The 26131-nt window shown below is 60.1% G+C and carries 23 protein-coding genes; 2 read left to right on the top strand and 21 right to left on the bottom strand.

Translation table 11 applies throughout. The annotated features are described in order from the left end of the window. Positions 1–57 precede the first annotated feature (57 nt). From BK662_RS33900 to argH, 11 genes are all read right to left on the bottom strand, one after another. Complete coding sequence (locus BK662_RS33900; RefSeq protein ID WP_008072412.1) at positions 58–1209, bottom strand: acyl-CoA dehydrogenase family protein; 1152 nt, start codon at positions 1207–1209, stop codon at positions 58–60. Between the two features lie 3 nt (positions 1210–1212). After that, a complete protein-coding gene (locus BK662_RS33895; RefSeq protein ID WP_123361196.1) occupies positions 1213–2319 on the bottom strand; it encodes an enoyl-CoA hydratase/isomerase family protein in 1107 nt (368 codons plus the stop codon). A gap of 227 nt (positions 2320–2546) precedes the next feature. Then, a complete protein-coding gene (locus BK662_RS33890; RefSeq protein ID WP_123361195.1) occupies positions 2547–3242 on the bottom strand; it encodes an HPP family protein in 696 nt (231 codons plus the stop codon). 157 nt (positions 3243–3399) lie between these two features. Next, positions 3400–4578: an MFS transporter gene (locus tag BK662_RS33885; protein ID WP_123361194.1), complete on the bottom strand. Its 1179-nt coding sequence runs from the start codon at positions 4576–4578 to the stop codon at positions 3400–3402. A gap of 138 nt (positions 4579–4716) precedes the next feature. Beyond that, positions 4717–6123, bottom strand: coding sequence for an MmgE/PrpD family protein (locus BK662_RS33880; protein WP_375539023.1), 1407 nt, complete (start codon positions 6121–6123; stop codon positions 4717–4719). Beyond that, the gene (locus BK662_RS33875) at positions 6120–7007 is read right to left on the bottom strand and encodes a polysaccharide deacetylase family protein (RefSeq protein ID WP_123361193.1); all 888 of its coding nucleotides are present in this window, start codon (positions 7005–7007) and stop codon (positions 6120–6122) included. Before BK662_RS33875 ends, BK662_RS33880 begins: the two co-directional genes overlap by 4 nt. After that, a complete protein-coding gene (locus tag BK662_RS33870) occupies positions 7000–7848 on the bottom strand; it encodes a polysaccharide deacetylase family protein (RefSeq protein ID WP_123361192.1) in 849 nt (282 codons plus the stop codon). The genes BK662_RS33875 and BK662_RS33870 overlap by 8 nt, the downstream gene beginning before the upstream one ends. A 412-nt stretch (positions 7849–8260) precedes the next feature. Beyond that, entirely contained in the window at positions 8261–9085 is an 825-nt protein-coding gene (locus BK662_RS33855) for an ABC transporter substrate-binding protein (RefSeq protein ID WP_123361189.1), read from the bottom strand. A 53-nt stretch (positions 9086–9138) separates the two neighbouring features. Continuing rightward, positions 9139–9903, bottom strand: a complete 765-nt coding sequence (locus BK662_RS33850) for an amino acid ABC transporter ATP-binding protein (protein ID WP_007900205.1) — start codon at positions 9901–9903, stop codon at positions 9139–9141. A 10-nt stretch (positions 9904–9913) separates the two neighbouring features. Beyond that, on the bottom strand, positions 9914–10792 hold the full coding sequence (locus BK662_RS33845) for an amino acid ABC transporter permease (RefSeq protein WP_123361188.1): 879 nt from the start codon (positions 10790–10792) through the stop codon (positions 9914–9916). 174 nt (positions 10793–10966) lie between these two features. Further along, the gene (argH, locus tag BK662_RS33840) at positions 10967–12394 is read right to left on the bottom strand and encodes an argininosuccinate lyase (protein WP_123361187.1); all 1428 of its coding nucleotides are present in this window, start codon (positions 12392–12394) and stop codon (positions 10967–10969) included. Between the two features lie 305 nt (positions 12395–12699). Between argH and BK662_RS33835 the strand changes: the two genes are divergently transcribed. Continuing rightward, positions 12700–13665, top strand: a complete 966-nt coding sequence (locus tag BK662_RS33835) for a LysR family transcriptional regulator (RefSeq protein WP_123361186.1) — start codon at positions 12700–12702, stop codon at positions 13663–13665. Between the two features lie 143 nt (positions 13666–13808). On the opposite strand, the gene BK662_RS33830 is transcribed toward BK662_RS33835, so the two are convergent. Genes BK662_RS33830 through arnB form a run of 9 tightly spaced genes read right to left on the bottom strand, consistent with a single transcriptional unit; the run spans position 13809 to position 24240 of the window. Then, the gene (locus BK662_RS33830; RefSeq protein ID WP_185047224.1) at positions 13809–15431 is read right to left on the bottom strand and encodes an ArnT family glycosyltransferase; all 1623 of its coding nucleotides are present in this window, start codon (positions 15429–15431) and stop codon (positions 13809–13811) included. Next, positions 15404–16783 (bottom strand): UDP-glucose dehydrogenase family protein, encoded by a 1380-nt coding sequence (locus BK662_RS33825; RefSeq protein WP_123361185.1) that lies wholly within the window; start codon positions 16781–16783, stop codon positions 15404–15406. Before BK662_RS33825 ends, BK662_RS33830 begins: the two co-directional genes overlap by 28 nt. After that, positions 16780–17193, bottom strand: coding sequence for a 4-amino-4-deoxy-L-arabinose-phosphoundecaprenol flippase subunit ArnF (gene arnF / locus BK662_RS33820; protein ID WP_123361184.1), 414 nt, complete (start codon positions 17191–17193; stop codon positions 16780–16782). Before arnF ends, BK662_RS33825 begins: the two co-directional genes overlap by 4 nt. Next, on the bottom strand, positions 17190–17534 hold the full coding sequence (gene arnE / locus BK662_RS33815; protein WP_123361183.1) for a 4-amino-4-deoxy-L-arabinose-phosphoundecaprenol flippase subunit ArnE: 345 nt from the start codon (positions 17532–17534) through the stop codon (positions 17190–17192). The genes arnF and arnE overlap by 4 nt, the downstream gene beginning before the upstream one ends. Then, positions 17531–19180 (bottom strand): lipid IV(A) 4-amino-4-deoxy-L-arabinosyltransferase, encoded by a 1650-nt coding sequence (arnT, locus tag BK662_RS33810; protein WP_123361182.1) that lies wholly within the window; start codon positions 19178–19180, stop codon positions 17531–17533. Before arnT ends, arnE begins: the two co-directional genes overlap by 4 nt. Next, on the bottom strand, positions 19177–20061 hold the full coding sequence (gene arnD, locus BK662_RS33805) for a 4-deoxy-4-formamido-L-arabinose-phosphoundecaprenol deformylase (RefSeq protein WP_123361248.1): 885 nt from the start codon (positions 20059–20061) through the stop codon (positions 19177–19179). The genes arnT and arnD overlap by 4 nt, the downstream gene beginning before the upstream one ends. Then, a complete protein-coding gene (gene arnA, locus BK662_RS33800; protein ID WP_123361181.1) occupies positions 20061–22079 on the bottom strand; it encodes a bifunctional UDP-4-amino-4-deoxy-L-arabinose formyltransferase/UDP-glucuronic acid oxidase ArnA in 2019 nt (672 codons plus the stop codon). Before arnA ends, arnD begins: the two co-directional genes overlap by 1 nt. Then, on the bottom strand, positions 22076–23095 hold the full coding sequence (arnC, locus tag BK662_RS33795) for an undecaprenyl-phosphate 4-deoxy-4-formamido-L-arabinose transferase (RefSeq protein WP_123361180.1): 1020 nt from the start codon (positions 23093–23095) through the stop codon (positions 22076–22078). The genes arnA and arnC overlap by 4 nt, the downstream gene beginning before the upstream one ends. Beyond that, entirely contained in the window at positions 23092–24240 is a 1149-nt protein-coding gene (gene arnB / locus BK662_RS33790; RefSeq protein WP_123361179.1) for a UDP-4-amino-4-deoxy-L-arabinose aminotransferase, read from the bottom strand. The genes arnC and arnB overlap by 4 nt, the downstream gene beginning before the upstream one ends. A gap of 387 nt (positions 24241–24627) precedes the next feature. Here arnB and BK662_RS33785 point away from each other — a divergent pair, with 387 nt between their 5' ends. Then, on the top strand, positions 24628–25566 hold the full coding sequence (locus BK662_RS33785) for a site-specific integrase (protein ID WP_375539022.1): 939 nt from the start codon (positions 24628–24630) through the stop codon (positions 25564–25566). 7 nt (positions 25567–25573) lie between these two features. Here the strand turns inward: BK662_RS33785 and BK662_RS33780 are convergent, their stop codons facing one another. Continuing rightward, positions 25574–26125 (bottom strand): PqiC family protein, encoded by a 552-nt coding sequence (locus BK662_RS33780; RefSeq protein WP_123361178.1) that lies wholly within the window; start codon positions 26123–26125, stop codon positions 25574–25576. Positions 26126–26131: the final 6 nt, after the last annotated feature.

The raw sequence follows: 26131 nt of genomic DNA, 5'->3' as shown, positions 1-26131 counted from the left end.
CTCACGAACACTGGAGATTCACTGTGGGAGCGAGCCTGCTCGCGATGCTTTTAAAGGTCACACCAAATAGTTTTTCAACTCCCGGGCAATCACCATCCGCTGTATCTCGCTCGACCCTTCATAAATCTGCGTGATCCGCGCATCCCGGTAGTAGCGCTCCACCGGGTAGTCCTCCAGATACCCATACCCGCCATGAATCTGTATCGCCGAGGAGCAGACCTTCTCGGCCATCTCGGATGCAAACAGCTTGGCCTGTGAAGCCTCCGACAAACACGGTTTGCCAGCACTGCGCAACCTTGCGGCATGCAGGATCAGCAAGCGCGCGGCGTTCAAGCGGGTGTGCATGTCGGCCAGCATATTGGCGATGCTTTGGTGTTCGATGATCGGCTTGTCGAACTGCACCCGATCCCGCGCGTAAGCCAGCGCCGCTTCGAACGCCGCACGGGCGATGCCCAAGGCTTGCGCGGCGATGCCGATGCGGCCGCCTTCGAGGTTGGAGAGGGCGATGGCCAGGCCTTTGCCGCGTTCACCCAGCAGATTGGCCTCGGGAACGGTGCAATTGTTCAGGGTCACGGCGCAGGTATCGGAAGCGCGGATGCCCATCTTGTGTTCACTGCGGTCGACGATGAAGCCGGCTGTTTCAGTCGGCACCAGGAACGCCGAGATGCCGCGCTTGCCCAGCTCAGGATCGGTCACGGCGAACACGATTGCCAGCTTCGCCCGTTTGCCATTGCTGACGAATTGCTTGGCGCCGTTGATCACCCACTGGCCGTCGCGCAGTTCGGCGCGGGTGCGCAGGTTGTGGGCTTCGGAACCGGCCTGGGGTTCGGTGAGGCAAAAGCAGCCGATGGCCTGGCCACTGGCGAGGTCCGGCAACCATTGCTGTTTCTGTTCTTCGGTGCCGTAGTTGAGCACCGGCCCGCAGCCCACGGAATTATGGATGCTCATCAGTGCGCCAGTGGCGCCGTCACCGGCGGAAATCTCTTCCACCGCCAAGGCGTAGGCAACGTAGTCGACATAAGTGCCGCCCCATTCCTCGGGCACCACCATCCCCAGCAGACCCAGTTCGCCCATCTTCGCCACCAGCCCATCATCGATCCAGCCGGCCTTTTCCCAGGCTTGTGCATGGGGCGCGATTTCGCCGCGGGCAAAATCCCGGGCCATGTCGCGGATCATCACTTGCTCTTCGCTCAATTCGATATCGTGCATGACTCAGCTCCCGCTCTGCTCGAACCCGGTGAAAAAACTCGCCACGTGCTCGGCATCCAGCGCCTGTAAGGTCGGTGGGTTCCAGCGCGGGTTCTTGTCTTTGTCGATCAACAAGGCGCGCACGCCTTCGATCAGGTCGCCGCGTTCGAACCACTGGCGATCCAGGTGCAGTTCGAGGGCGAAGCACTGTTCCAGGCTCAGGTGCCGACCGCGTCGCAGCATTTCCAGGGTCACGCCCATGGCCAGCGGTGAACGGCTTTCCAGCAGGTCGGCGGTGGCCGTAGCCCACTCATGACTGCCGGCGACGGTCACTTCACGCAGTTGTTCCACCATACTCGGCACATCGGGCAGGGCGAAGAAGTGATCGATAGCCGGCCGCAACGCCGCCAGGGGCGCTGCCGGCAGTTGCTGCACGGCGAGTTTCGCCAGCATGCCTTGCAGGTCCTTGAGCGGCGTGTCGTGCCATTCGAGGTGATCGAGTTGTTCGTCCAGCGTGCCCAGGCTGGCGCTTTCCAGGTACCAGTCGGCCAGGCCGCAATAGAGCGCATCGGCCGCGCGGATTTGCACGCCGCTGACACCGAGGTAAATACCCAGTTCACCGGGAATGCGCGGCAGGAAATAGCTGCCGCCGACGTCCGGGAAATAACCGATGGCCACTTCCGGCATCGCCAGACGGCTGCGCTCGGTAACCACCCGCAAATCGGCGCCTTGCACCAGCCCCATGCCGCCGCCCAGCACAAAGCCGTCCATCAAGGCCAGGACCGGTTTGCGATAGTGATGGATGGCGAGGTCGAGGGCGTATTCCTCGATGAAGAAGTCTTCGTGCAAGGTGTCGCCGTTTTTGAAGCTGTCGTACAGCGAACGAATATCGCCGCCGGCACAGAACGCTTTCTCACCAGCGCCGCGCAACACCACCGCATGCACCTGCGGATCCTGTGCCCAGGCATCGAGCTGCTGTTGCAGGCTGCGAACCATGTCCAGGGTAATGGCGTTGAGGCCGGCGGGGCGATTGAGGGTCAGGTGCCCGATGTGATTGCGAACCTCGGCCAACACTTCGTTTTGCGTGGCATCCATGGGCTGTGTTGTCGGGGATGAAACCTGAGCAGTCATCACTAACTCCCTGCTTTTATTGTTCTTTATAGAGAAGCTCGCGCGCGAGCGATGCTGGATCGTATCAGTGCAAATTTGTGATGTACAACCGGGATACGTGCAGGTGCTGTTTGCATTTTTACCTTAAAGCCAAAACAAAAGATCGCAGCCTGCGGCAGCTCCTACGCAATCGATGTTCAACGTAGGAGCTGCCGCAGGCTGCGATCTTTTGATCTTTCTTTTAATCTTCAACCCTTGTTGGAAAATACATCCCCGATGCTACGGCGCTTGGCATGCAACTCGCTGGCATGGATCAGTTGTTCGAGGTCTTCGGGGGTGACGTCGTAGAAGGCTTCCATGTCGGCGAGGGCCAGTTTCAGATCCGCGGCAGTGATCGCCTGGCTGTCGGGGACGGGCATCATCGGTGCCGGTTCAGCGGGACGTTTGGGGTAACGAATGCGCGTCAGGTTGTTGTACGCCAGTGCGCTGAGCAGCATCGTCGAGCCACTGAGCATCACCGCACCGAGGGCTTTCCAGTCCAGGGCAATGGTCGCCGGGTCCGCCAACACCAACAGCAACGCCAGCGCCCCGGCCGGTGGGTGCAGGCAACGCAGCCAGCACATCAGAATCAGCGCCATGCCCGCCGCCAGGCAGGCGCTGCCGAGGGTGCGTCCGAGTACGTGAGCGACCAGCAGCGAAATCACCCCGGCGCTCAAGTAGCCGCCAAGAATCGACCAGGGCTGGGCGAGGGCGCCTGAGGACACGGCAAACAGCAATACTGCGGATGCACCCAGCGGGCCGATCAGGTGCTGCGCCACTTGCATGCCGAATACCTGACTGCAGAGCCAGACACTGAACATCGTGCCCAGCGACATGCCGATGGCGGCGCGGCTCCATTCCGAAGGGCGGGTATTGATGGCGGCAGGTAACCAGCGAGCGAACATGAGGCAAACAATCCGTAAAAAATCGAGGCAAAAAAAAGGCTTAGCTGGGAGACCCAGAAAGCCCTTGAAGTAGTTCCAACTATTGGGGGAGGAACGCCGCACAGTGTGCCGATCAATCCTGATGCTGACAAATTCATATTAATGCAGCTTCAGTGCATTAATTTTGCGGTATCGCCACTCGCCGACCGCTCATGAAACAAAGAAAACCGCCCATCGCCGTCAACGCGCTCAGAGCATAGAACATGGTGGGCGCGGGTGTGTGCATCAGCAGATAGCCACAGATCACCGGGCTCAGCGCACCGCCGAGGGCCGCGAGGTTCTGCGCGCCGTAATAGCTGCCGCGCAGTTCTTCCGGGGCCAGGGTGTCGACGAAGAGGAATTCGGCCGGATAAATGATCATTTCGCCGAGGGTGAAAATAAACATCGCCACGCACCAGCTCACCAGGCTGTCAGCCAGGCTGAAACCGATCAACCCGAGGATGAACAGGCTGGTGCCACCGGCAATCCAGTAGCGCAGTTGTTCACGTTTGAGGAACCGGCCGATCTGGTATTGCAGCAGGATCACGCTGATGGCGTTGCAGGCGAGCAGGGCAGCCATGGTTTCCAGGGCGCGTTTGGTGTCTTGGGTGACCAGCAGGTATTGCGACAGGTACAGGGTGAAACGACCGTGCACCACGGTGCTGAGCAGGCAGCCGCAAGTGAACATGATCAGTGTGCGGTCGTTCTTCAGGGTGATCAGGGTTTTGAGGAAACTCTGGGGCTGGCCGATGGCGGGTGTCTGGGCCGGGTCTTTGGGAATCCCGCTCATCAGGAAAATACTGAAGAACGCGATGCCGCCGGCAATCAGGAACGGCGCCAGCGGCTGCACCCCGGCGATCACCACGCCGAGCATCGGGCCGGTGGCGTAGCCGATGTTGGTCAGGGTGTAGCGCAGCGAAAAAGCCTTGGCGCGCTGGCCCATAGGCAGGTTTTCGCTAAGGATCGCCTTGGACCCGATCAGGAACAGCGCCGAGGCGGTTTCGGTGATCACCAGGGTGGCGGTGGTCAGGTAGAGGTTTTCGGCGAAGGTCAGCAACACGAAACCGATGGCGCTGGAGAGCATGGCGAGGATCAGCAGCCGACGCTTTTCGAGGCGGTCGATGATGTAGCCGCCGTAAAGGGCGAGCAGGGTGGCAATAAACACCGCGATGCCCAGCAACAGGCCGACGTCCTGTTGGTTGAGGCCGAGTTTGTTGCTCAGAAACAGGGTGAGCAACGGGCTGGTAATGGCGCGGCTGACGACGATGGTCAGCGAAACGATCATCAAGCGGCGAATAACGAGGGAGTAAGTGGCCACGGTGGGGCAAATGTCCTTATTCAGATTTTTAGCGAGGTGTCGCCGCCAATCGCGAGCAGGCTCGCTCCCACAGGGGCACGCATTTCAAATGTGGGAGCGAGCCTGCTCGCGATGAGGCCGGCGAAGGCAGCGCAATATTCAATTCAACCACCGATCAAGGTTGCGAACCGACTCCAGTTCTTCCAGCCGCCACAAATGCTCAATCAATCCTTCCGCCCGCTGTCGCGGCATCACCCGCCCCGCGAGACTGAAAAACTTCTCCTCCAGCGCCTCATCACTCAACGGATTGCCCGGCGCACCCAACGGCAGTTCAACACACAGGCTCGCTTGCCGACCGTCCACGGTCTGCAGGCTGACCACAGGCTCGCCATCCTCCGACAGTCGCAGGTCGACTTCAAGGCGAATGCGCGACAACCAATGAGCAATCCGCGGGTGGTGGCGCTGTTCATCGTCGTAGGCTTCCAATCGGCAATGACCATGAACCAATCGAGCCGCGAGGGCATAACGCAAGCTCATCTGCGCCGCCGGCAGGGTGTTGATGTCCTGACCGCCACACATGTCCTGAAGGAATCCGCACAGCGAAACCTGAACGCTCTCGACCTGATCCGCGCTGACCTGCAATTGATCGAGCAACAGGCCCAGTGCATCGATCGCCGAATGCGTCCCCCGGCATGCCGCGTAGGGTTTGATCGAGCAGCGGGCGAGTTTCCATACCTGCCCCAGTTCGGCATCCAATGCCTCAGGCACAGCGGTATCCGCCGCGAGGGTCTTGAGAAAACCTCCCCAGACATCATCGAACAGCTTTGTCGGCCCGGTGATCCCTTGTTGAGCAAACCGCGCCGCCAGCAATCCACCTTCGGCGGCCCGACCGCTGTGGAGTTTTTTGCTTTGCGAGCCGTCATGAATGAAGGCCCAAAGACCGCCGCTGAAGCTGCCGGCGATGCCCAGCGCTGCCAGGGTTTGCTGCGCATCCAGACCCAGAATTCGCGCACTGGCCGCCGCCGCACCAAACACCCCGCACGTCGCCGTGGAGTGCCAACCGGCGCCGTTGTGGGCCGAGTAACTGCCGCAGGCTTCGAGTACCCGCCGGCCGATTTCGTAGCCGATCACCACTGCAGTGATCAGTTCGCGGCCGTCCACTGACGCTTCAGAAACCGATAGCTCCGACATCGATAGCGCAGCCATCACCGCCGGCAGCACCACCGCACCGGAGTGGTCGCAGCCGCCGGTGTCGTCCAGCTCCAGGGCATGCGCGGCGATACCGTTGAGCATGGCGGCCTGTGCCGCGCCGACCCGCTGACCGGTGCCCCAGACCAACGTGCTGCCGGCTTCCCCCTTGAACACCTGACGCGCCTGACTGGCGACATCGCTGTCAGCTCCGGCCAGGGTCACGCCGAAGGTGTCGAGAATGTGCCGCTTGGCTTGCTCCACCAACGCGCAGGGTAAATCTTCGAAGCGAGTATCGACACAAAACTGCGCCAACCGCTCCATCCGCATCACCCCATCGTAGGAGTTGCCGAAGGCTGCGATCTCTTGATCTTTCATACCCCGTAATCCCGATAGTGACGTTCATACACGGCCGCCGGATGATCCTCGGTCACGGGCGCTGCCGATTCGGCCCACCACTGAGCGACCTCGGCACCGGTGGCGATCCACACGTCGTCATGCTGTTGGATGCTTTGCAGCAATTCGCGCAACACGCCGATCCGCCCGGGCGTAGCGATGATTTCCGGGTGCAGCCGCAGCACGTAACACAGCCCGAAGCGGTGAAACCCGGCGAAGTCCATTTGCAGGTTGCCCAGGGTATGGCTGTAGGAGGCGATCCGCGATTGCGCCGGCGGCACTGCCGGGCTGAGGTTGAAGGCGAAGTAGGGTTCGTCTTCCAGTTCGTAGTGCAACGGCAACTCGATCACTTCAGGCGCCGTCGGGTGAGCGAAGGGCAAATCATCGCCGCGCCATGACGAGTCCCAGCAAATGCCATGCTCCCTCAACGCTTCGATGAAACCAGGCGCACCGTTGCCGGCCGGGATGCGAAAACCTGTCGGACGCTGACCGGTCAGCGCGCTCAAGGCCGCGCAACCCTTGGCGACTTCGGCGCTTTGCTCGGCCAGCGTCAGGTTGTCGTAGTTCTGATGGCGATACCCGGCGCAGGCAATCTCATGCCCGCTGGCCTGGATCGCTCGGATGTGCTGCGGGTTTTCCTCGGCGACGATGCCGGGAATGAACCAACTGCTGGAAACGCCCAGGGCTTCGAACAATCCGAGCAAACGCTCGACTCCGCGTTGGGTGCCGTAGCGCCACACAGACAAGGTTTTGTCGCGCCCGGCGACTTCCGGCGCCTGGGTGAGGATGCCGTGGATGTCGTTGTAATCGACGGTCAGCACCACGGCGCAGCGGTAGCCGTTGGGCCAGACAGTGGAATCAGCCATGGTGATGCTCCTTCAGCCACCAGCGGGCGACGTCGCGGCAGGTGGCGAACCAGACGTCGTCGCGCTGGCGCATGTGTTCGAAGATTTTTTCCAGGAGCAGGATGCGCCCCGGTTTGCCGGTAATCTTGGGGTGGAACAGGGTGGTCAGGCACAACCCTTCATCCATGGCGCCGTCGAACTCGCGGCACCAGTTGTCGAGGGTCAGCGTGTAACTGGCGGTGCGGTCGAGTCCCGAGGGAAAGTCTGGCGCGCGGGTGTAGGCGAGGGAGGCGTAGTCGTCCATTTCCCAGCGACCGGGGATTTCCACCAGCGGCGTATCGAAGCCCGGCACGTTGACCAGGTAAGGCCGGTCATCGCCGCGCATGCTGCTGGAATAGGTCACGCCGGCTTCCACCAGCATGGCCGGAGTTTCGGCTCGCCAGTCGCCGGATGGCGTGCGAAAACCTTCGGCGCGGATGTTCAGATGCTTCCAGAACACCTCACGGGATTTGTGCATCACGTCCTTTTGCTGATCGAGCGTCAGGGCGTAAAAGGATTCATGTTTGTAACCGTGGTACGCCACCTCATGCCCGCGCTCGACAATCGCCTGGCACTGTTTCGGCCAGTTCTCCACGACCCAGGCCGGGACGAAGAATGTCGTCGGGATCCGGAACTCATCCAGCAAATCGAGAATCCGCGGCAGCGCCCGATAGGGGCCATAACCACCGAAACCGAAATACTCGGGCTTGCGCCAGATCGAGCCGTTGAGCATCGCATCGCCGGTCGGGCCATCGAGGTCGAAGGCCAGGGCGATACAGGCTGTGTGCTGATCGGGCCAGGTGGGTCGTAGCGAGGAGGACATGTGGTGCTCCAACTATTTAAAATTAAACGCCGAACCCTGTGGGAGCGGGCTTGCTCGCGAAGAGGCCGGCACATTCAACATCTATGTCACCTGACAGACCGCCATCGCGAGCAGGCTCGCTCCCACAGGTTTTTCGGTTGGCCACAAAATTGTGATCGACCCAGAGTTAGTGTGGGAGCGGGCTTGCTCGCGAAGAGGCCGGCACATTCAACATCTATGTCACCTGACAGACCGCCATCGCGGGCAAGCCCGCTCCCACAGGTTTTTCGGCTGGCCACAAAATTGTGGTCGACCCAGATTTAGTGTGGGAGCGAGCCTGCTCGCGATGGGGCCAGCACATTCAACATCCATGTCACCTGACAGACCGCTATCGCGAGCAGGCTCGCTCCCACAAAGGCATCACACCGATCCATTATTTCCCGGCGTTGATGGTCACGGTCTTGATCGCGCCCAGTTCCAGTTCCCATTTTTTCAGGATGGTCTGGTAGCTGCCGTCATCAACCATGCTCTGCAACGCGACTTTCACCGCTTCACTCAGCTCAGGCTTTTTCTTGCTCACACCCAGCCCGGTGAACTGCTTGGAAATCGGCAGGCCCACGGTTTTGTACATGTCCTTTTCCTGGGTCTTGAGGTACGGCAGGGTTTCGCTGCCCTGCATGGCCGCGTCGATACGGCTTTGACGCAGTTGCGCGCGGGCGTCGGCCGAGCCTTCGGTGCCGATCACGTTGATCGCAGGCTTGCCGGCGGCTTCGCAGTTGGCCTTGCTCCACTCGGCGATTTCCGCCGGGAAGGTCGTACGCCGGCTGGTGCCGACTTTCTTGCCGCACAGGTCGATGATCTCGTTGGTGTCCTTGTTTTTCTGCAAGGTGTAGAACTGCGGACCGCTGGTGAAGTAGTCGACGAAGGTCACACTGGCCTGGCGCTCGGCGGTGTCGGTCATGCCTGACATCACCATGTCGACGCGGTCGGTGGTCAGCGCGTTGATCATTTGCTCGAAGCCGGTTTCCTGCCATTTGATCTTCACGCCCATCCGCTCGGCCAGGGCGTTGCCCAGGTCATAGTCGAGCCCTGTGAGGGTGTTGGTGGCCGGGTCCTTGAAATCCATCGGCGGGTAGTTCGGCATGATTGCCACAACGACCTCGCCCTTGTCCTTGATGCTGGCCGGTAACTCGGCTGCGAAGGTAAAACCGGAGGCCATGACGCCTGCGAGTACTGCTGGAATAACGAAGTTCTTCATGGTCGTTCTCTTATGAGTGTTGTTACGCAGCTCTTGGTTTCCGAGTCTGGCGCTTAGGTTCGAACGGCAGAAATGAAGCTTTGGGTGCGGGGGTTTTGTGGACTTATTAGTATTTCTTCGGGGCTTCCAGCCTCCACGATCTGTCCCTCGTCCATGAACACCATGCGGTTGGAAACCTCGCGAGCGAAGCCCAGTTCATGGGTGACGACGATCATGGTCATGCCGGTCTGCGCCAGATCGCGCATCACCGACAGCACCTCTCCGACCAGTTCCGGGTCGAGTGCCGAAGTGGGTTCATCGAACAGCATCAGCTTGGGTCGCATGGCCAACGCTCGGGCAATTGCCACCCGTTGTTGCTGGCCGCCCGATAGCTCGATCGGATAGCTGTTGCGCTTGTCGGCCAGGCCGACGCGAGCGAGCAATTCCAAGGCTTCTTCGTGTGCCTCTTTGGGCGAACGCTTGAGCACCTGGCACGGCCCTTCGATGATGTTTTGCAGCACAGTCATGTGCGGGAACAGGTTGAAACGCTGGAACACCATGCCGGTGGCCAGGCGCTGACGGGCGATCTGCGACTCGTTGAGTTCGTGCAGTTTGTTGCCGACGATCCGGTAACCCACCAGTTCGCCGTCGACCCACAGGCCGCCCTTGTCGATTTTTTCCAGCTGATTCACGCAGCGCAATAGGGTGCTCTTGCCGGAGCCGGACGGGCCGATGATGCACAGCACTTCGCCTTGCTCGACCTCGATGTTGATGTCCTTGAGCGCGTGGAAATGGTCGTAATACTTGTTCAGGCTCACGGCTTTGACGATGCTTCTCATGTTGAACTCCTCAAGAACGCTTGCCGGCACCGCGAGCGAAACGACGCTCCAGACGGCTTTGACCAAAGGACAGAACAGTGACGGTGGCCAGGTACCAGATACCGGCGACGATCAGCAGCTCCATCACGCGGGCGTTGGCGTAGTAGATGTTCTGGGCGTTGTAGAGCAGTTCCGAGTACTGAATGACACTCGCCAGCGAGGTCATTTTCACCATGCCGATGAACTCGTTACCCACCGGCGGAATGATGATCCGCATGGCCTGGGGCAGGATGATCCGGCGCAAGGCTTGCAGGCGCGGCATGCCGATCGACTTGGCGGCTTCGTACTGCCCGGTGTCGACCGAGAGCAGACCGGCGCGCACCACTTCGGCGGTGTAGGCGCCTTGGTTGATGCTCAAGCCGAGGAGGGCGGCCACGAACGGCGTCATCAGGCTCACGGTGTCCATTTCGAACAGGCCGGGGATGCCGATGGTGGGGAAAATCAGCGCCAGGTTGAACCACAGCAGCAGCTGCAGAATCAGCGGCGTGCCGCGGAACAGCCAAGTGTAGGTCAGCGCCACGTAGCGCAGGATCGGGTTGGCCGACATGCGCATGATCGCCGTGATCACCCCGAAGACGATGCCCAGCGCCATCGCCAGCACCGCCATGACGATGGTGTTGAGCAGGCCCCACATAATTGCCTGTGAGGTCAGGAACTGGCCGATGTACGACCATTCGATCTTGCCCTCGGCGAAAGCCCGCACCAGGCCGACAATCGCAATCACGATCACCGTGGCGAAGAAAATCCGCCCGTAATAACGCCGTGGCACATACTGGTACTGGGTGATATCGAACTGGTTTTCCGCCAGTTTGCGCTCCGCCTGGAGTCGTTCTGCCTGAGTCTGGCTCATGTTGTTTCTCCGTACGCCGCGCTCAATAAAGACGGCGTGTATGGTTTTTCAGGTTAAGCGCAATCCCTGTGGGAGCGAGCCTGCTCGCGATGGGGGCGGGTCAGTCAACATGGATGTTGAATGTAATACCGCTATCGCGAGCAGGCTCGCTCCCACAGGTTTGGTGGCGTTGTTTCAGAGCCGGAAACCCTGATAGTTCTCGGTCCATTGCTGCTGGGCGGCGAGGGCGGTTTTCAGTCGACCGATCTGCTCGCGCACCTGTTGCGGCGCGGTGCCGCCCCAGCCGCTGCGGGCGGCGATGGCGGCTTCAAGGGTCAGGCTGTCGCGCACTTCAGGCTTGAGGCGTGGATCAGTCTCGGCCAATAGCGCCGGGGACGCTTCCCACAATTCGATGCCGTGTTTCTCGCAGGCCTGGACCAGTGCGCCGGTGATTTCGTGTGCTTCCTTGAACGGCACGCCGCGCACCGCCAGCCAGTCCGCCACTTCGGTAGCCAGGGTGAAACCCAGAGGTGCCTGACGACGCAGCTCTTCGACGTTGACCTTCATGGTTGCGACCATTCCGGCCATGGCCGGCAGCACCAGCAGCAGGGTGTCGACGCTGTCGAGCACGCCGTTCTTGTCTTCACTCAAGTCGCGGTTGTACGACAGCGGCAGGGATTTGAGGGTCGACAACAAACCAGTCAGGTTACCGATCAGGCGACCAGCCTTGCCCCGAGCCAGTTCAGCGATGTCCGGGTTTTTCTTCTGCGGCATGATCGAACTGCCGGTGGCATAGGCATCGTCCAGTGCGACCCAGCGAAATTGCCGCGACGACCACAGGCAGAATTCTTCGGCGAGGCGGGAAATGTTGATCCCCAACATGCTGGCGATAAACAGGAACTCGGCAACGTGATCGCGGCTGGCCACGGCGTCGATGGAGTTTTCACACACACCGCTGTAGCCCATTTCCTTGGCCGACTGCTGCGGCAGACGAGCAATGGCGGAACCGGCCATGGCCGCCGCGCCGAGTGGCGACAGCGAGGTGCGCACGTCCCAATCCACCAACCGCTGCACATCGCGCAGCATCGATTGGGCGTGGGCCAGCAAGTGGTGAGCGAAGACGATCGGCTGCGCCTGTTGCAAGTGAGTGAACCCAGGGCAGATGCTCTCGATGTGTTGCTCGGCCTGGTCCACCAGCGCTTGTTGCAACGCCAGCACTTCAACGGCCAGGGTGCGCACGTGATCACGCAGGAACAGTCGCAGGTCGTTGGCGGTCTGGTCGTTGCGCGAGCGACCGGCGCGCAGCTTGCCGCCCAGTGCGCCGAGGCGTTCGGTCAGCAGGCGCTCGATGAAAGTGTGGACGTCTTCGTCGTCCAGCGTCGGCGCGATGCTGCCGGCACGGAAGTCATCACCGATACGCTCCAGGGCGTCGAGCATGGTCTGGGTTTCCTGCTCGCTCAACAGCCCTGCGCGCTGCAATTCCCGGGCATGCGCCTTGGAACCGGCGAGGTCGTACGGGGTGAGGCGAAAGTAGCGCTCAGGGCAACGGGACAGGGCCGCCAGGGCTTCGGACGGGCCGCTCTTGAAGCGGGCACCCCAGAGACGGTCGGTGGTTTGAGACATTGTTGTTTTCCTCGTCGTAAAGCGAATTGAAACCGGTATGCCGAGCCCGAAACACCTGCCGAAAATCGTTCGGGCGTGGTTCGGCTCAATCAAATTCAAGGGCAGGGGAAAAGCGCAGTTGCTAAATGGCGAGAGCTGATCGAAGTGTCAGCTTTTAATAGTTCGAAATCAGTGAGTTGGCACTGATCTGCGGGATTTATTAACGGTTGCCAAGCCTTGTTTTCTGTGTTCATTATTATTGGTCGGCTATGTTTTTGTTGTTGGACACAGATTGTTGAATAGGGCGCCAGAGGTAAATAAGCATTATGGAAACCCCACTTTCCAATTCCGGAAACCCGCCGCCAAAAACGGTACATCGGGCTCCGCTGGCCCTCAGTGGTCTGGACTTCAAACTGCTCAAAGTGTTCAAGGCCGTGGTCGAGGCCGGCGGTTTCAGCGCAGCGCAGAATGAGCTGAATGTGGGCCTGGCGGCCATCAGCAAACAGATCTCCGACCTTGAGATTCGCATCGGTATGCGCCTGTGTACCCGAGGACGGGAAGGTTTTCACCTGACCGAAGAAGGGCGTCTGGTGTACCAGGCGTCAATCGATTTATTTGCCTCGGTCGATAACTTTCGTGATCGGCTTAGTTCAGCTCAGAACGAACTTATTGGCGATCTTGGGGTGGGCGTTATTGATAATACGATCACCGACGATAATTCGCCGTTAGTTGCGGCGCTTAGAAAGATAAACGAAGAGTCGCCGAAAGTAAGGTTTCAACTTCAGGCGTCTCAGTTAGATGAGGTGGAAAGAGGCGTAGTCGAGGGGCGGTTAGTGGCCGGAATCGTGCCGGTTTATCAGAAAAGAGAGGAGTTCGATTACTTCCCGCTTTATGAAGAACGCTCGTACGTTTATTGCGCCGTCGGCCATCCACTGTTCTCGATGCCGGAGGCGGACATGGGCAGCAATGTGCTGCTGGATTACGAGTGCATCAACCACCGCTACGCGATCCACCGGGACAAACTGGATTTTGCCCGCTACGACAGTTTTTCCGCCTCGGCGACTCAGGTCGAAGCCGTGGCGTTGCTGGTCAAGACCGGCCGTTTTGTGGGTTTTCTGCCCGAGCATTACGCCGCAACTTTGGTGGCTCAGGGGCAGTTTCGGGCGGTGCGGCCGGACCTGATCAACATCATCACGCCGTTCAATCTGATCCTGCGCCACAACACCGTGCGCAGTCCGCTGGTAAAGGCGTTTGCCCAGGCGCTGGGAGTCGATTTGAAGGCGCCGGTATGATCCCAAGCCTATGTGTTCCAGCGTGGCTGACAATAACTAACGGACAATACGTCTCTATGTAGAAGCTGCCGAAGGCTGCGATCTTTTGATCCTGATCTTCAGCAACATCGAAACCGCCAAAAGATCGCAGCCTTCGGCAACTCCTACAAGGGAGGCGTGTGCAGGAGGACGTAATCGTTTTTATCTAAACGCCCACTCAATATCGGCGTCTGGGCACCCAGCGGGGTGCCTTGCAGGCCGTTGTAGTCACTCCGATCCATGATCAACCACGCCGGCCCTGGCAGCGCTTCGAGTTCTTGAATCGATTCGGTGAACAATGGTTGCAAGTCCTGCTCGATATTGACCATGAACTTGATCGCCTTGGCGTCCTTGCCCATGCCGTGCAGCACCAGCGGTGCCGGGTCTTTCTGGACCTGTGCGAATGCCGCTCGACTGAAAGTTTGCGTGTCGTAAAGCTGGCGCTCAACCGGTTCAAACACCAGGATGTAAACCGACCACAGCGCCAGGATTGCGCAACCGGCCAATACTTCCGCCCGCCAGCGAGACCGGAACCATGCCACCAGCGCGATGATTTGCAACGCCGCAAGCGCGATCAGGACCGGCACAAAGGCAGCCGGTTGCGTGGGCAGACGCCGTTGAGCGACCAGCAATACGACGATCAACAACCCCGGAATCAGCAACCATAACCCTTGCATCAAGCCCCGTAGCCAACCGAACACCCGACCCTGCGCCACCTGAAACGGATACGCCGCAATGATCGCCGCCATGGGCAGCATCGGCAGCAGGTAGCGGGCCTTTTTTGCTTGAGGAATCGACAAGCCAATCATCACGATCAACCCGGCCGCTGTGCAGTACTGCAACAGGCGCAATGCCGGACCGGCCTGTCGTGGATTCGTCAGCCAGACCGCGGCCAACACCAGCAACGCCAGCGGATAAGCGAGCGCATAGTTACCCAGCGAACGAATGAAGTAATACAGCGAACCGCTGACGCCCTCGCTGCCGTCCATGCGCCCCATGAACTGCATGCGTACCACGTTTTGCATGAAGGTCGGCCCGCCGCTGGTTTCGGCCAGCCACAGCAGCACGCCGACACACACCGCCAGCAACATCGCCGCCAGCAAGACGAAACCGAACAACCGCGACCATTGGCGATTGAGCACGTAATAACTGCACAGCATGGCAGTGGGAATCACCAGCCCGATCGGCCCGCGAATGCCGAAGCCCAGCAGCAACAAGGCAAAGATCAGCGGCAACCGACGAGGCATCGCGAAATGATCGGTGGCGTACCCCAGGTAGAACACCGAGAACGCGACGGCCGCCAGCATCAGGTCCTGGGACACCGCACGGGTTTCAGTGACAAACGTACTGGTCAGCAACATCAAGGCGATGCTCAGCAGCGCCCAACGTCTGGAGTACGCTGCGAGCAACCGGTACATCAACGTGACGATCACGGCGGCGGCGATGGCGCTCGGCAACCAGGCGCTGAGGCTGTTGACCCTCCCGAACGGCAGGGACAACAACCAGATGAACACCGTCGACAGCGCCGAGTAATCGGCATAGGGCTGGCCGTAGGTGGTCGGAAAAACCGACGGCCCATGGCGCAGCATTTCCTGGGCGAACAGCACGAACCGCGAATCAAAACCGATCGCCGCTTGCTGATAAACCCCGGCGATGAACAGCAATAGCGCCAGCAGCCCAACCCCCAGGGACTGCCGACGAATACCGGGTGAAACCGTATTCACGCGACGACCGAAGCCGCCGGCCATTGCTGAAGCGGAATCGGCAACTTGCGCGAGTCACCACGGCCCATCGGGAAGTACAGGAAGCCGCTGCGGGCCAGGCGTTCGGCGTCGTACAGGTTGCGCCCGTCGAAGATCACCGGTGCATTCAACCGTTGCTGGATCAGGTCGAAGTCCGGCGCCTTGAACTGCTGCCATTCGGTGCAGATGATCAGTGCGTCCGCACCCGCGAGCACTGATTCCGGGGTGCCCATGAGCATCAGCTTCGATTCGTCAGGGTAAAGGCGTTGGGTTTCCTGCATGGCTTCCGGGTCGAACGCCCGCACATTGGCCCCGGCGGCCCACAGCGATTCGAGCAGCACCCGGCTCGGCGCATCGCGCATGTCGTCGGTATTGGGCTTGAAGGCCAGGCCCCACACGGCGAAGGTCTTGTCGCGCAAATCTCCCTTGTAGAAGGCGTTGATGCGTTCGAACAGTTTGTGTTTCTGCCGCTCGTTGATCGCTTCCACTGCTTGCAGCAGGTCGCTGGAGCAGTGGGCCTCTTCGGCACTGTGAATCAGCGCGCGCATGTCCTTGGGGAAACACGAACCACCGTAACCGCAGCCGGGATAGATGAAGTGGTAACCGATGCGCGAATCGGCACCGATGCCAAGCCGCACCGATTCGATATCGGCGCCCAGGTGTTCGGCCAGCTCGGCGATCTGGTTGATGAAGCTGATTTTGGTCGCCAGCATGCAGTTGGCGGCGTATTTGGTCAGCTCGGCGCTGCGCAGGTCCATGAACATGATGCGGTCATGGTTGCGGTTGAATGGGGCGTAGAGGTCGCGCATCACGTCGCGCACTTCATCGCGCTCACAGCCGATGATGATGCGGTCCGGGCGCCGGCAATCAGCCACGGCCGAACCTTCTTTGAGAAACTCGGGGTTGGAGACGATATCGAACTGCAACAGCCGACCGACCTCGAGCAGGTACTTGTCGATATGGGCGCGCAGCGTATCGCCCGTGCCCACCGGCACCGTGGATTTCTCCACCAGGATCACCGGCTGTTCACGATGACGCGCCACCGCTTCACCCACCGATAGCACGTATTGCAGATCCGCCGAACCATCCTCCCGGGACGGCGTGCCGACGGCAATGAACAGCACCTGGCCATGCTGCACCGCGAATTTTTCGTCGGTGGTGAACTGCAACCGTTTGGCTTCCAGGCTTTCGCGCACCAGGCTGGCCAGTCCCGGCTCGAAGATGCTGACGTGGCCTTGTTGCAGCAGCGCGACTTTTTTCTCGTCAATGTCCATGCACACCACGTCGTGGCCGACTTCAGCCAGGACGGCAGCTTGCACCAGGCCAACATAACCGCTACCAAATACACTGATTTTCATGAAGCACTCCTAAGTTCGGGCGCACGAGCAGGTCGAGAGTTGATAGTGATGACACCGAGGATGACCAGCGCCACTCCCAGTGTTTTCGAAAGGCTGAAGGTTTCGTTGAACAACGGCAGGCTGGCGGCCAGCACGTACACCAGCGCGTAGCTGATGCTGAGCAGCGAATAGGCCCGACCCAAGGGCAAATCCCGCAGGGCGGCGAGCCAGGTAAGCATCGACACGGCATAGGCGAGGATGGCGGCCAGCACGACGGCCACGGCAGACACATCGACGCTGCCGTTACTCAACGTGGATATAAATTGTTCGGGATGCGGCAAGCGGGTCATGCTCCAGCGCATGCCCAACTGCGCGGCGCTGCCCAGCAACACGCTGCCCAAGGCGAAGGCGAGTCCGCGACGCAGGCTCATGCCTGCTGCCCCAACAACGCCACGCCACCGATCACGAGTGCCACGCCCAGCCAGTGACGGCGGTCGATGGTTTCGTGGAAGACGAAGCGGGCGACCAATGTGATCAACACGAAATTCAGGCTGAGCATGGGATAGGCGACGCCGACTTCGAGGCGCTGCAACACCAGCAGCCAGACCAGCAAGCCCAATCCCAGAGCGGCGATCGCCAGCCACAGCCACGGCGAGCGCAGTTTCTCGCCCCAGCCCGACGTCTTGCCGCGCCAACTTTCCACGGCGTACTTCTGGGCGATCTGGCCCAGGCAGGTCAGCAGGCAGGCAGTCAGTAAGAGCAGGAGGCTCATGAGGCCTCCTGAGGGAAAATCAGAATGACCAGGTTGCCTTGTTCATAACGTTTGCCATCCTTGGGCAGCCGTTCGATTTCCTGCAGTTCGTCATCCCCCTTGACCCGCATCACCACGCCGACCGAACCACTCTGGCGGGCTGCGCGCATCCACTGTTGCACTTGATCGAGGTCGACCCGCTGCTGTGAGCCATCAGGATAGGCGAGGCCATATTTCAATTCGCCTATTGAGTTGTACAACGCCACGTCAGGGCGTTTCAGGCGCCAGGCCAGGGCCGAAGCGGCGCCCAGATCGTTGCTCAACAGCTTGCCGGTCTGCGCCAGTTCCTCGACGTGTTCGAGGATGAACTGGTCGGGCATCTTGTTCGCCACCACCGAGTCGGGCATCCCGGCCGGCAGCACGCCGATCAGCAGCAAACTGCCGAACGCCGGGGCAGCCCAGCATTGCAACGGGCGGAAGGCTTGCAGCAAATTGGCCATGATCCAGCCAATCAACCCGATGAACACCAATATCAGGTTGTGCAGCTCATGGTCGTACAGCGGCTTTTTCAGTTGCAGATAGACCAGCGTAATCAGGGTGACCACGCCCAACGTCAGGTTCAGCAGGCCATTGATCCCCAGTACCCGGCCCTGTTCCTGCTTCAGACGGTCCGCCAGCGCATGGCCCAGCAACAACGCCAGGGGCAGAAGGCAAGGCAAGATGTAGGTCGGCAATTTGCCGTTGCTCAGGCTGAAAAACCCCAACGGCATCAACAGCCACAGCAACAGGAAAGCGATATTGGCCTGATGCCGGGTTTGCCAGGCCTGTTTCAGCGCCGATGGCAGCAACGCCACCCACGGCAGACTGAACCCCACCAGCAGTGGCAAATAGAACCACCACGGCGCCTCATGTTGAGCGTCATCCCCGGCGAAACGGCGAATGTGTTCGTGCCAGAAGAAGAATCGCCAGTAATCGGGCTCCTGCGCGTGTACCGCCAAGGCCCACGGCAGGCTGACCGCGATGGCCACCACAATAGCCACCGGGCCGTAAGTCAGCAGCTCCCGCCAGCGTTTTTGCCAGAGCATCCAGGGCAGGGCGACCAGCACCGGCAGCAGCCAGGCGAGGAAACCCTTGGTCATGAAGCCCATGCCGCAGGCCAACCCCAGCAGCGCCCACCCGAGCAGACGCGGGCCACGGTTGACGCTGTCCAGCGCAAACCACAAAGCCACCAGGCTCAAGTTGACCCAGAAGGTGAATTGCGGATCGAGATTGGCGTAACCCGCCTGGCCAGCAACCACCGTGAAACTCATGTACAACAGCGCGCAGGCGAAACTCTTGCGCGGTTCGTTCCACAGTCGGCGGGCGATCAGGTAACACAGCAACACGCTCAACCCGGTACTCAGCACCGAGGCAATGCGCACGCCAAACAGGTTGTCGCCAAACAGCGCCTGGCCAATGGCGATCATCCAGTAGCCGGCCACTGGCTTTTCGAAATAACGCAGGCTCATGAAGTGCGGCGACACCCAGTTACCGCTCAGGAGCATGTCCTGGCTGATTTGGGCATAGCGGGTTTCGTCGGGAATCCATAAACCGTGAGTACCCAGCGGCAGCAAGTATGCCAGCGCCAAAACGACCAGTAAAAACGGCAGTGCCCAGCGCTTGCTCATGCGCCTTGTACCCCCAGCCAGCCCTCTCGGCCCTCAAGGGTGCCGCGAGCGACATGACCCATGGGCAAAGTGGCGGGTGCCTCGGGCAGCAGATTGCCCAGGGGTTGGAAATGAATGTCCTGCCGGCGCGCTTCGGCCAGCAGTTGACGGAAATCGTTGGCCATTAGAATCCCTTCTACTTCGGCATGGATCGTGTAGACGTTGAGTGCTTGCGGGGTGAACCGCTGAAGAATGAAGGCGTTGAAGTCCTTGGCCGCGACAGCCGGGCCGACCACCTCGTCGAAGGTCGGCAGGTCCACCGGAATTTGCGGTGTCCCCGGACTGCCATCGGCCAACGTCGGCCGGAACAGGCGCTGACCCCGACAATCGCTGTTGTAGCGAAAGCCGAAACCCTGCTTGGCTTCGATCACACGCTCGTCCGCTCGCCAACCGGCAGACGCCGAGCACTCGACTTTTTGCCCGAGGATATCACTGAGACTATCGACGCCACGACGAACTTGCTCGATCAACTGCGCCTCGCTCCAGCGCCCGGCATTGGCCTGCCAGCCGTGGTGATCCCAGGCGTGCAGGCCGACCTCATGCCCGGCCGCCAGGGTCTGACGCATCAGGTGCCCGAGATCGCGGCCGATCGGCTTGCCCGGCCACGCAGTGCCGGCCAGCAAAATGTCCCAGCCATACAGGCCGGCGGCGTTGGAACGCAGCATTTTCCAGAGAAATTGCGGGCGGATCAGGCGCCACAGATGGCGGCCCATGTTGTCGGGCCCGACGCTGAAGAAGAATGTCGCCTTGACTTGAGCTTCATCGAGCATTTCCAGCAGCCGAGGTACCCCCTCACGGGTGCCTCGGTATGTATCGACATCGATTCGTAGGCCTGCCTGCATCAGCATGATTCTTCTGTAGATTCTTTTATAGATCGCTCCGCGACTTCGAGCATGGCCTCGCGCAGGAAGAAGTCCAGCGTGTTGCCGATGGTCTCGCTCATCTCCACCGTTGGTGTCCAGTCAAGCAGACGTTTGGCATTGGCGATGCTCGGTTTGCGATGAGACACGTCCTGATAGCCAGTGCCATAGAAGGCTTTGCTTTCGATATCGCGGAATCCGGCGAACGGCGGGAAGTTGTTGCGCAACGGGTGAGCCTCGAACTGGCGCAGCAGTTCTTCGCCCAACTGACGAATGCTGGCTTCGTTGTCAGGGTTGCCGATGTTGATGATCTGGCCGTTGCAGGCGTCGTTCTCGTTGTCGATGATCCGCGCCAGGGCTTCGACGCCATCGGCGATATCGGTGAAGCAGCGTTTTTGCTCACCGCCGTCGAACAGACGAATCGGCGTGCCTTCCACCAGGTTGAGGATCAGCTGGGTGATGGCCCGGGAACTGCCGATGCGTGCCGAGTCCAGTCGGTCCAGACGCGGCCCCATCCAGTTGAAAGGACGGAACAGAGTGAAATTCAGGCCTTTCTGGCCGTAAGCCCAGATCACCCGGTCGAGCAACTGCTTGGAGATCGAGTAGATCCAGCGTTGCTTGTTGATCGGCCCAACCACCAGGTTGGAGCTGTCTTCGTCGAAGTTGCCGTCCTGGCACATGCCATAGACTTCGGAGGTCGACGGGAAGATCACGCGCTTGTTGTACTTGACGCAGTAGCGAACCAGTTTCAGGTTCTCTTCGAAATCCAGCTCGAACACCCGCAGCGGATTGCGGGTGTACTCGATCGGCGTGGCAATCGCCACCAGCGGCAGGATCACGTCGCACTTCTTGATGTGGTACTCGATCCATTCCGAATGGATGCTGATGTCGCCTTCGACGAAGTGGAAGTTCGGGTGGCTGCGCAGGCGCTCGATGGCGTCCGAGCCGATGTCCAGGCCGTACACTTCATATTTGTCGTCACGCAGCAGGCGCTCGGACAGGTGATTGCCGATGAAGCCGTTGACGCCGAGGATCAGCACCCGGGTGCGACGCGGTGCTCGGCCCGATTCGGCGCCACGCAATACGGAGCCATCGACCAGCCCCAGCTCATTGGCCAGTTGCGGGCCGCTCAGGTACAGACCGTTGTCGTTACGCTGGCCGGCATTGATCACCAGCGAGTCTTCGCCACAGGCGATACGCAATGGATCAACACTGATGACCCGACCCGGTGCCAGGCCTTCATTGCCCTTGACCACGTCGGCGTTCCAGACAATCAGCTTGTGCTCACCCACGGCGCAGAAGGCGCCCGGGTAAGGCTGGGTCACGGCGCGGACCAGATTGAACAGCTCTTCAGCCGGTTTGTTCCAGAACAGTTTGCCGTCCGCCGGGGTGCGACGGCCGAACACCGTGGCTTGAGATTCGTCCTGAGGCGTTTCGCTGATTTTGTCCTGAAGCAGCGCGGGCAAGGTGTCGCGCAGCAGATCGGTGGCGGCCAGGCGCAATTTGCCGTGCAGGGTCAGCGCGGTGTCGGTGCGCTCGATCGCCACCCGCTGCTGGGCGATGATCGCGCCGGCGTCGGCACGCTTGACCATGCGGTGCAGGGTCACCCCGGTTTCCGTTTCACCGTTGACCAGCACCCAGTTGGCCGGTGCCCGGCCACGGTAGCGAGGCAGCAACGAGCCGTGCAGGTTGAACGCACCTTTACGGGCCGTGGCCAGCAGTGGCTCACTCAACAGGTTGCGGTAGTAGAACGAGAACAGGTAATCGGGGTTGAGCTTGCTGATGCGCTCGATCCACAGCGGGTGGTTGGCGTCCTCCGGGGCATGCACCGGAATGCCTTTGCGCGCGCACAGTTGCGCAACCGAGCCATAGAACGCGTTTTCCTTCGGGTCATCGGGATGGGTGAACACGGCGGCAATCTCGTAACCCGAGTTGAGCAGGGTATCGATGCCGGCACAGCCAATATCGTGATAGGCGAAGACAACAGCTTTTGCGCTCATGAGAGAACCTGATCTGAAGAGGTGGAAGTGAGGCCGTCGACGGTGATAACGGGAGCAGGGGCAGAGGGGGTGCTACGCAGAACCTTTTCGATGAAGAACCGTGGACGCGCCCGAACGTCGCTGTACATACGGCCCAGGTACTCACCCAACAGGCCCATGCCAATGAATTGCCCACCGGTGAAAACGAACAGCACGGCGAACAGGACGAACGTACCGTCGCCAGCCCAACTGGCACCGAAAGCCAGGCGCAGCACAATCAACGCGATGGCGAATAACACGCCGAGGCCGGCCATGCCGAAGCCGACGATGCTCAGTAATCGCAGCGGTGTGGTGGTCATGCAGGTGATCAGGTCGAACATCAGGTTGATCAGGCGCATCGGGCTGTATTTGGATTCGCCGTGTTCGCGCTCGGCGTGGGTCACCAGGATTTCCGTGGTGTGCCGGGCGAAGCTGTTGGCCAGGATCGGGATGAAGGTGCTGCGTTCGCGGCAGGCGAGCATGGCGTCGACGATGGTCCGGCGATAGGCGCGCAGCATGCAGCCGTAGTCGCTCATGGCAACGCCGGTGGAACGCTGCACGGCGAGGTTGATCAGCTTCGACGGCCAGCGGCGCAAGGCAGAGTCCTGACGGTTGTTGCGCACGGTGGCGACCACGTCGTAGCCCAGCTCGGCCTGGGCCACCAGCCGCGGGATTTCTTCCGGCGGGTTTTGCAGGTCGGCGTCGAGGGTGATCACCACATCACCCTTGCACTGTTCGAAACCGGCCATGATCGCCGCGTGCTGGCCGTAGTTACGGTTGAGAATGACCGCCACCACCGGGCTGCATTCGCGACTGGCTGCGTCCTCGAGGATTTGCGCCGAGTTGTCGCGACTGCCGTCATCGACCAACACGATTTCGTAATCCTGGTGCAGTTGCTGGCACGCCGCTTCGGTACGCCGGAGCAACTCGGGCAGGCTGTCTTGCTCGTTATAGACCGGGATGACGATTGATACGCAACGGATCGGATAAGGTTTCACAGGCGTCTGTCCAATGTGTTTTCAATGGCGCCAACGACGCGATCGACGTCGTCTGCGGTCATGTCGGGGAACAACGGGATCGAACACAGCCGCGCCGAATTCCATTCGGTGTTGGGCAGGTAGATGTTGGGGAAACGCTGGCGGTAGTACGTGTGCAGGTGCGTGGCGATGAAGTGAATGCCGGTACCGATGTTCTGTTCCTGCAAAGCCTTCATGAACGCCTCGCGGTCCAGCCCGCAGCGTTCGGTGTCGATACGCAGGATGAACAGGTGCCAGGCGTGTTGCTGCGCATAGGCCGGAATGGCCAGCGGTTGCACCGGCAAGCCTTCCAGACGTTGCAAATAGGTTTGGGCCAACTCCGTGCGCTTGGCGTTGATCGCGTCCAGACGCTCCAGTTGCACCAGGGCGATGGCCGCGTTGATGTCGGCCAGGTTGTACTTGAAGCCGGGCTCCATCACTTGGGCCTGGGGTTTGCGGCCGTGGGTCAGGCGGTCGTAGGCATCCACGCCCAGGCCATGAAACTTGAGCATGCGCACTCGAGTGGCCAGGGCTTCATCGTCGCTGACAAACATGGCGCCCTCGGCGCACGTCATGTTCTTGATCGCGTGGAACGAGAAGATCGCGGTGCCTTGGGCGCCGACGTGCCGACCTTTGTAGAAAGTGCCTGCCGCATGAGCCGCGTCTTCGACGATGGCGATGCCATGTTTGTCGGCCAGCGCGTAGAGCGGATCGAGGTCGAACGCCGCGCCGGCGTAATGCACCGGAATGATTGCCTTGGTGCGAGGCGTGATTGCCGCTTCGATGCTCGCCAGGTCGCTCATTAACGTGTCGCGGTCAACGTCGACGAAAACCGGCGTCGCGCCGAGCAGACAGATCATGTTGGCGGTCGATACCCAAGTCTGGGACGGTGTGATGACTTCGTCGCCGGGACCAATCCCCAATGCCAGTAACGTGATGTGCATCCCGCCGGTGGCCGAGGACAGTGCGACGGCATGGCGACAGCCGACATAGTTGGAAAAATGCTCTTCCAGTTGTTGGTTTTTCGGCCCGGTAGTGATCCAGCCGGAGCGCAGTACTTGTTCTACCGCGGCAATTTCTTCATCGCCGATACTGGGGCGGGAGAAGGGGAGAAACGCCTGAATCATGGGCACCTCGGGGTAGAAAAATAGACAGCCTTGCAGGCCGAAAACAACGGATCCAATCTCAGCGTAGACGTTAAAACAGAAGGTGCATCAAGCAGTTGCAAAAAAGTTGCGACAAATCACATTGGTTGACTTTTCGTGTCATGGTCGGCACGTTGGACGCTTACAAGGCGTCATTTCTGATCCATGGAGGTTAAGCGCGATTTTGTGAAAGGAACATGAAAAACCGGTTGGCGAATCGTTTATCTGAAACTCATACAGCCACTGTTCAGACTCTGCCGCCCATCGCGTTTTTTATAAGAAAAGACTGACAGGAGTGTTCGCGTTACAGGACTTGTGTTGCAGTCCTTAGTTATTTTGTTGAACTTTATTCATTTCAAGGCCGTTTCATTGATTGACTTACCTGCTACTGAATCCATCGTTTCAAAAGCCAACCCGTTGACCCTGTATCTGGCGCGTCTGGCGCCGTCCAGCCAGTTGACCATGCGTTATGTATTGCAAGACGCCGCCGACCGCCTGGACTTCGAAGACGTGAACATCGAAGAGATTCCCTGGCATCAACTGCAGCCCGAGGATGTCGTTGCACTGGTGGCGACCTTGCGCGAAGACGGCTACGCCCCCAATACCTCGTCGCTGTACGTTAACGCGGTGCGCGGGGTGATGAATGAAGCGTGGCGCATGAGCCTGATCAGTCAGGAACACTTGTTGAAAATGCGCTCGGTCAAAGGCATTGCCGGCACGCGGCTGTCCCAGGGGCGCAACCTCAAGCGCACCTTGATCCGGGATCTGATGGAGGTGTGCGCCGCCGATCCACGGCCCCAAGGGCTACGGGACGCGGCCATCATCGGGATTCTGTACGGTTCGGGGATGCGCAAATCGGAATCGGTGAATCTGGACCTGGCCCATGTGGATTTCACCGAGCGCAGCCTGTGCGTCACCGCCAAGGGCAACAAACAGCTGATCAAGTACGCGCCAGCCTGGGCCTTCGCCAAACTGGATGCGTGGCTGGAATTACGGCGTTCGCAGTTAAAAGTGGGTGAAACGGACGACCCGTTCCTGTTCAACCGCATCCGCCGTGGCAGCCACATTACCCGCGAGCGCATTACCAAACATGCGATCTACTACATTGCCCGGCAACGCGGCGCGCAGGTCGGGGTGAAAATCATGCCGCACGATTTCCGGCGGTCGTTCATCACTCGAGTGATTGAAGAGCACGACCTGTCGATCGCGCAGAAACTGGCCCACCACAGCAACATCCAGACCACCGCCAATTACGATGTGCGCGACGACAATGAACGTCGTCGGGCGGTTGATCGCTTCGATTTATGAACCACCATCAGGACGCCGAAGGACACCCTTTTTGCGAGCCGATCGCCTGACTGATCAGCGCAGCCAACCGTTTCACATTGTTCTGATGAGCGACCACCAGGTCATCAATGCTCGCACCCGAAGGGGTCTGCAACGTGCTGCGACAGGTGATCAGTGCGGTATTGCCGGCGCCGAGACTGCGCAGGCGCCATTTGACGTCGATCAACGCGTATTGACCGGGAATCGAATCAAAGCGCTGCACGTCCAGGCGCAACGACACTCTGCGTTGCAGATTGCTGTTGATCAGTTGATCGACCAGGGCGCTGCGCAATTCATCCACCAGGGTCGCCGCCCACCATTCGGTTTCGAGGATCGCCAGGCCACTGTTGCCCTGGCGAATGACAATCTGCGGGCGGTCGACCTGTGGCGGCACCGTGATGCTTTCGATCTGGATCTCCGCGCTGCTGCTTGCGCCGCTCAGTTGGGCCGGGGTCAAGGTGTGGAACTGAATCGGGTCGCTGCGACAAGCGGTGAGCAACAGCAACGCAGTGACCAGCGTGATCTTCAGCGAAAAAGCCATGGTGTA

The sequence above is a fragment of the Pseudomonas frederiksbergensis genome (genome assembly GCF_003732275.1).
In the GTDB taxonomy this organism is placed as follows: Bacteria; Pseudomonadota; Gammaproteobacteria; order Pseudomonadales; family Pseudomonadaceae; genus Aquipseudomonas; species Aquipseudomonas frederiksbergensis_H.
The sequence above is the reverse complement of the archived record's forward strand: the minus strand, read 5'-3'. Positions and strand labels throughout refer to the sequence as shown.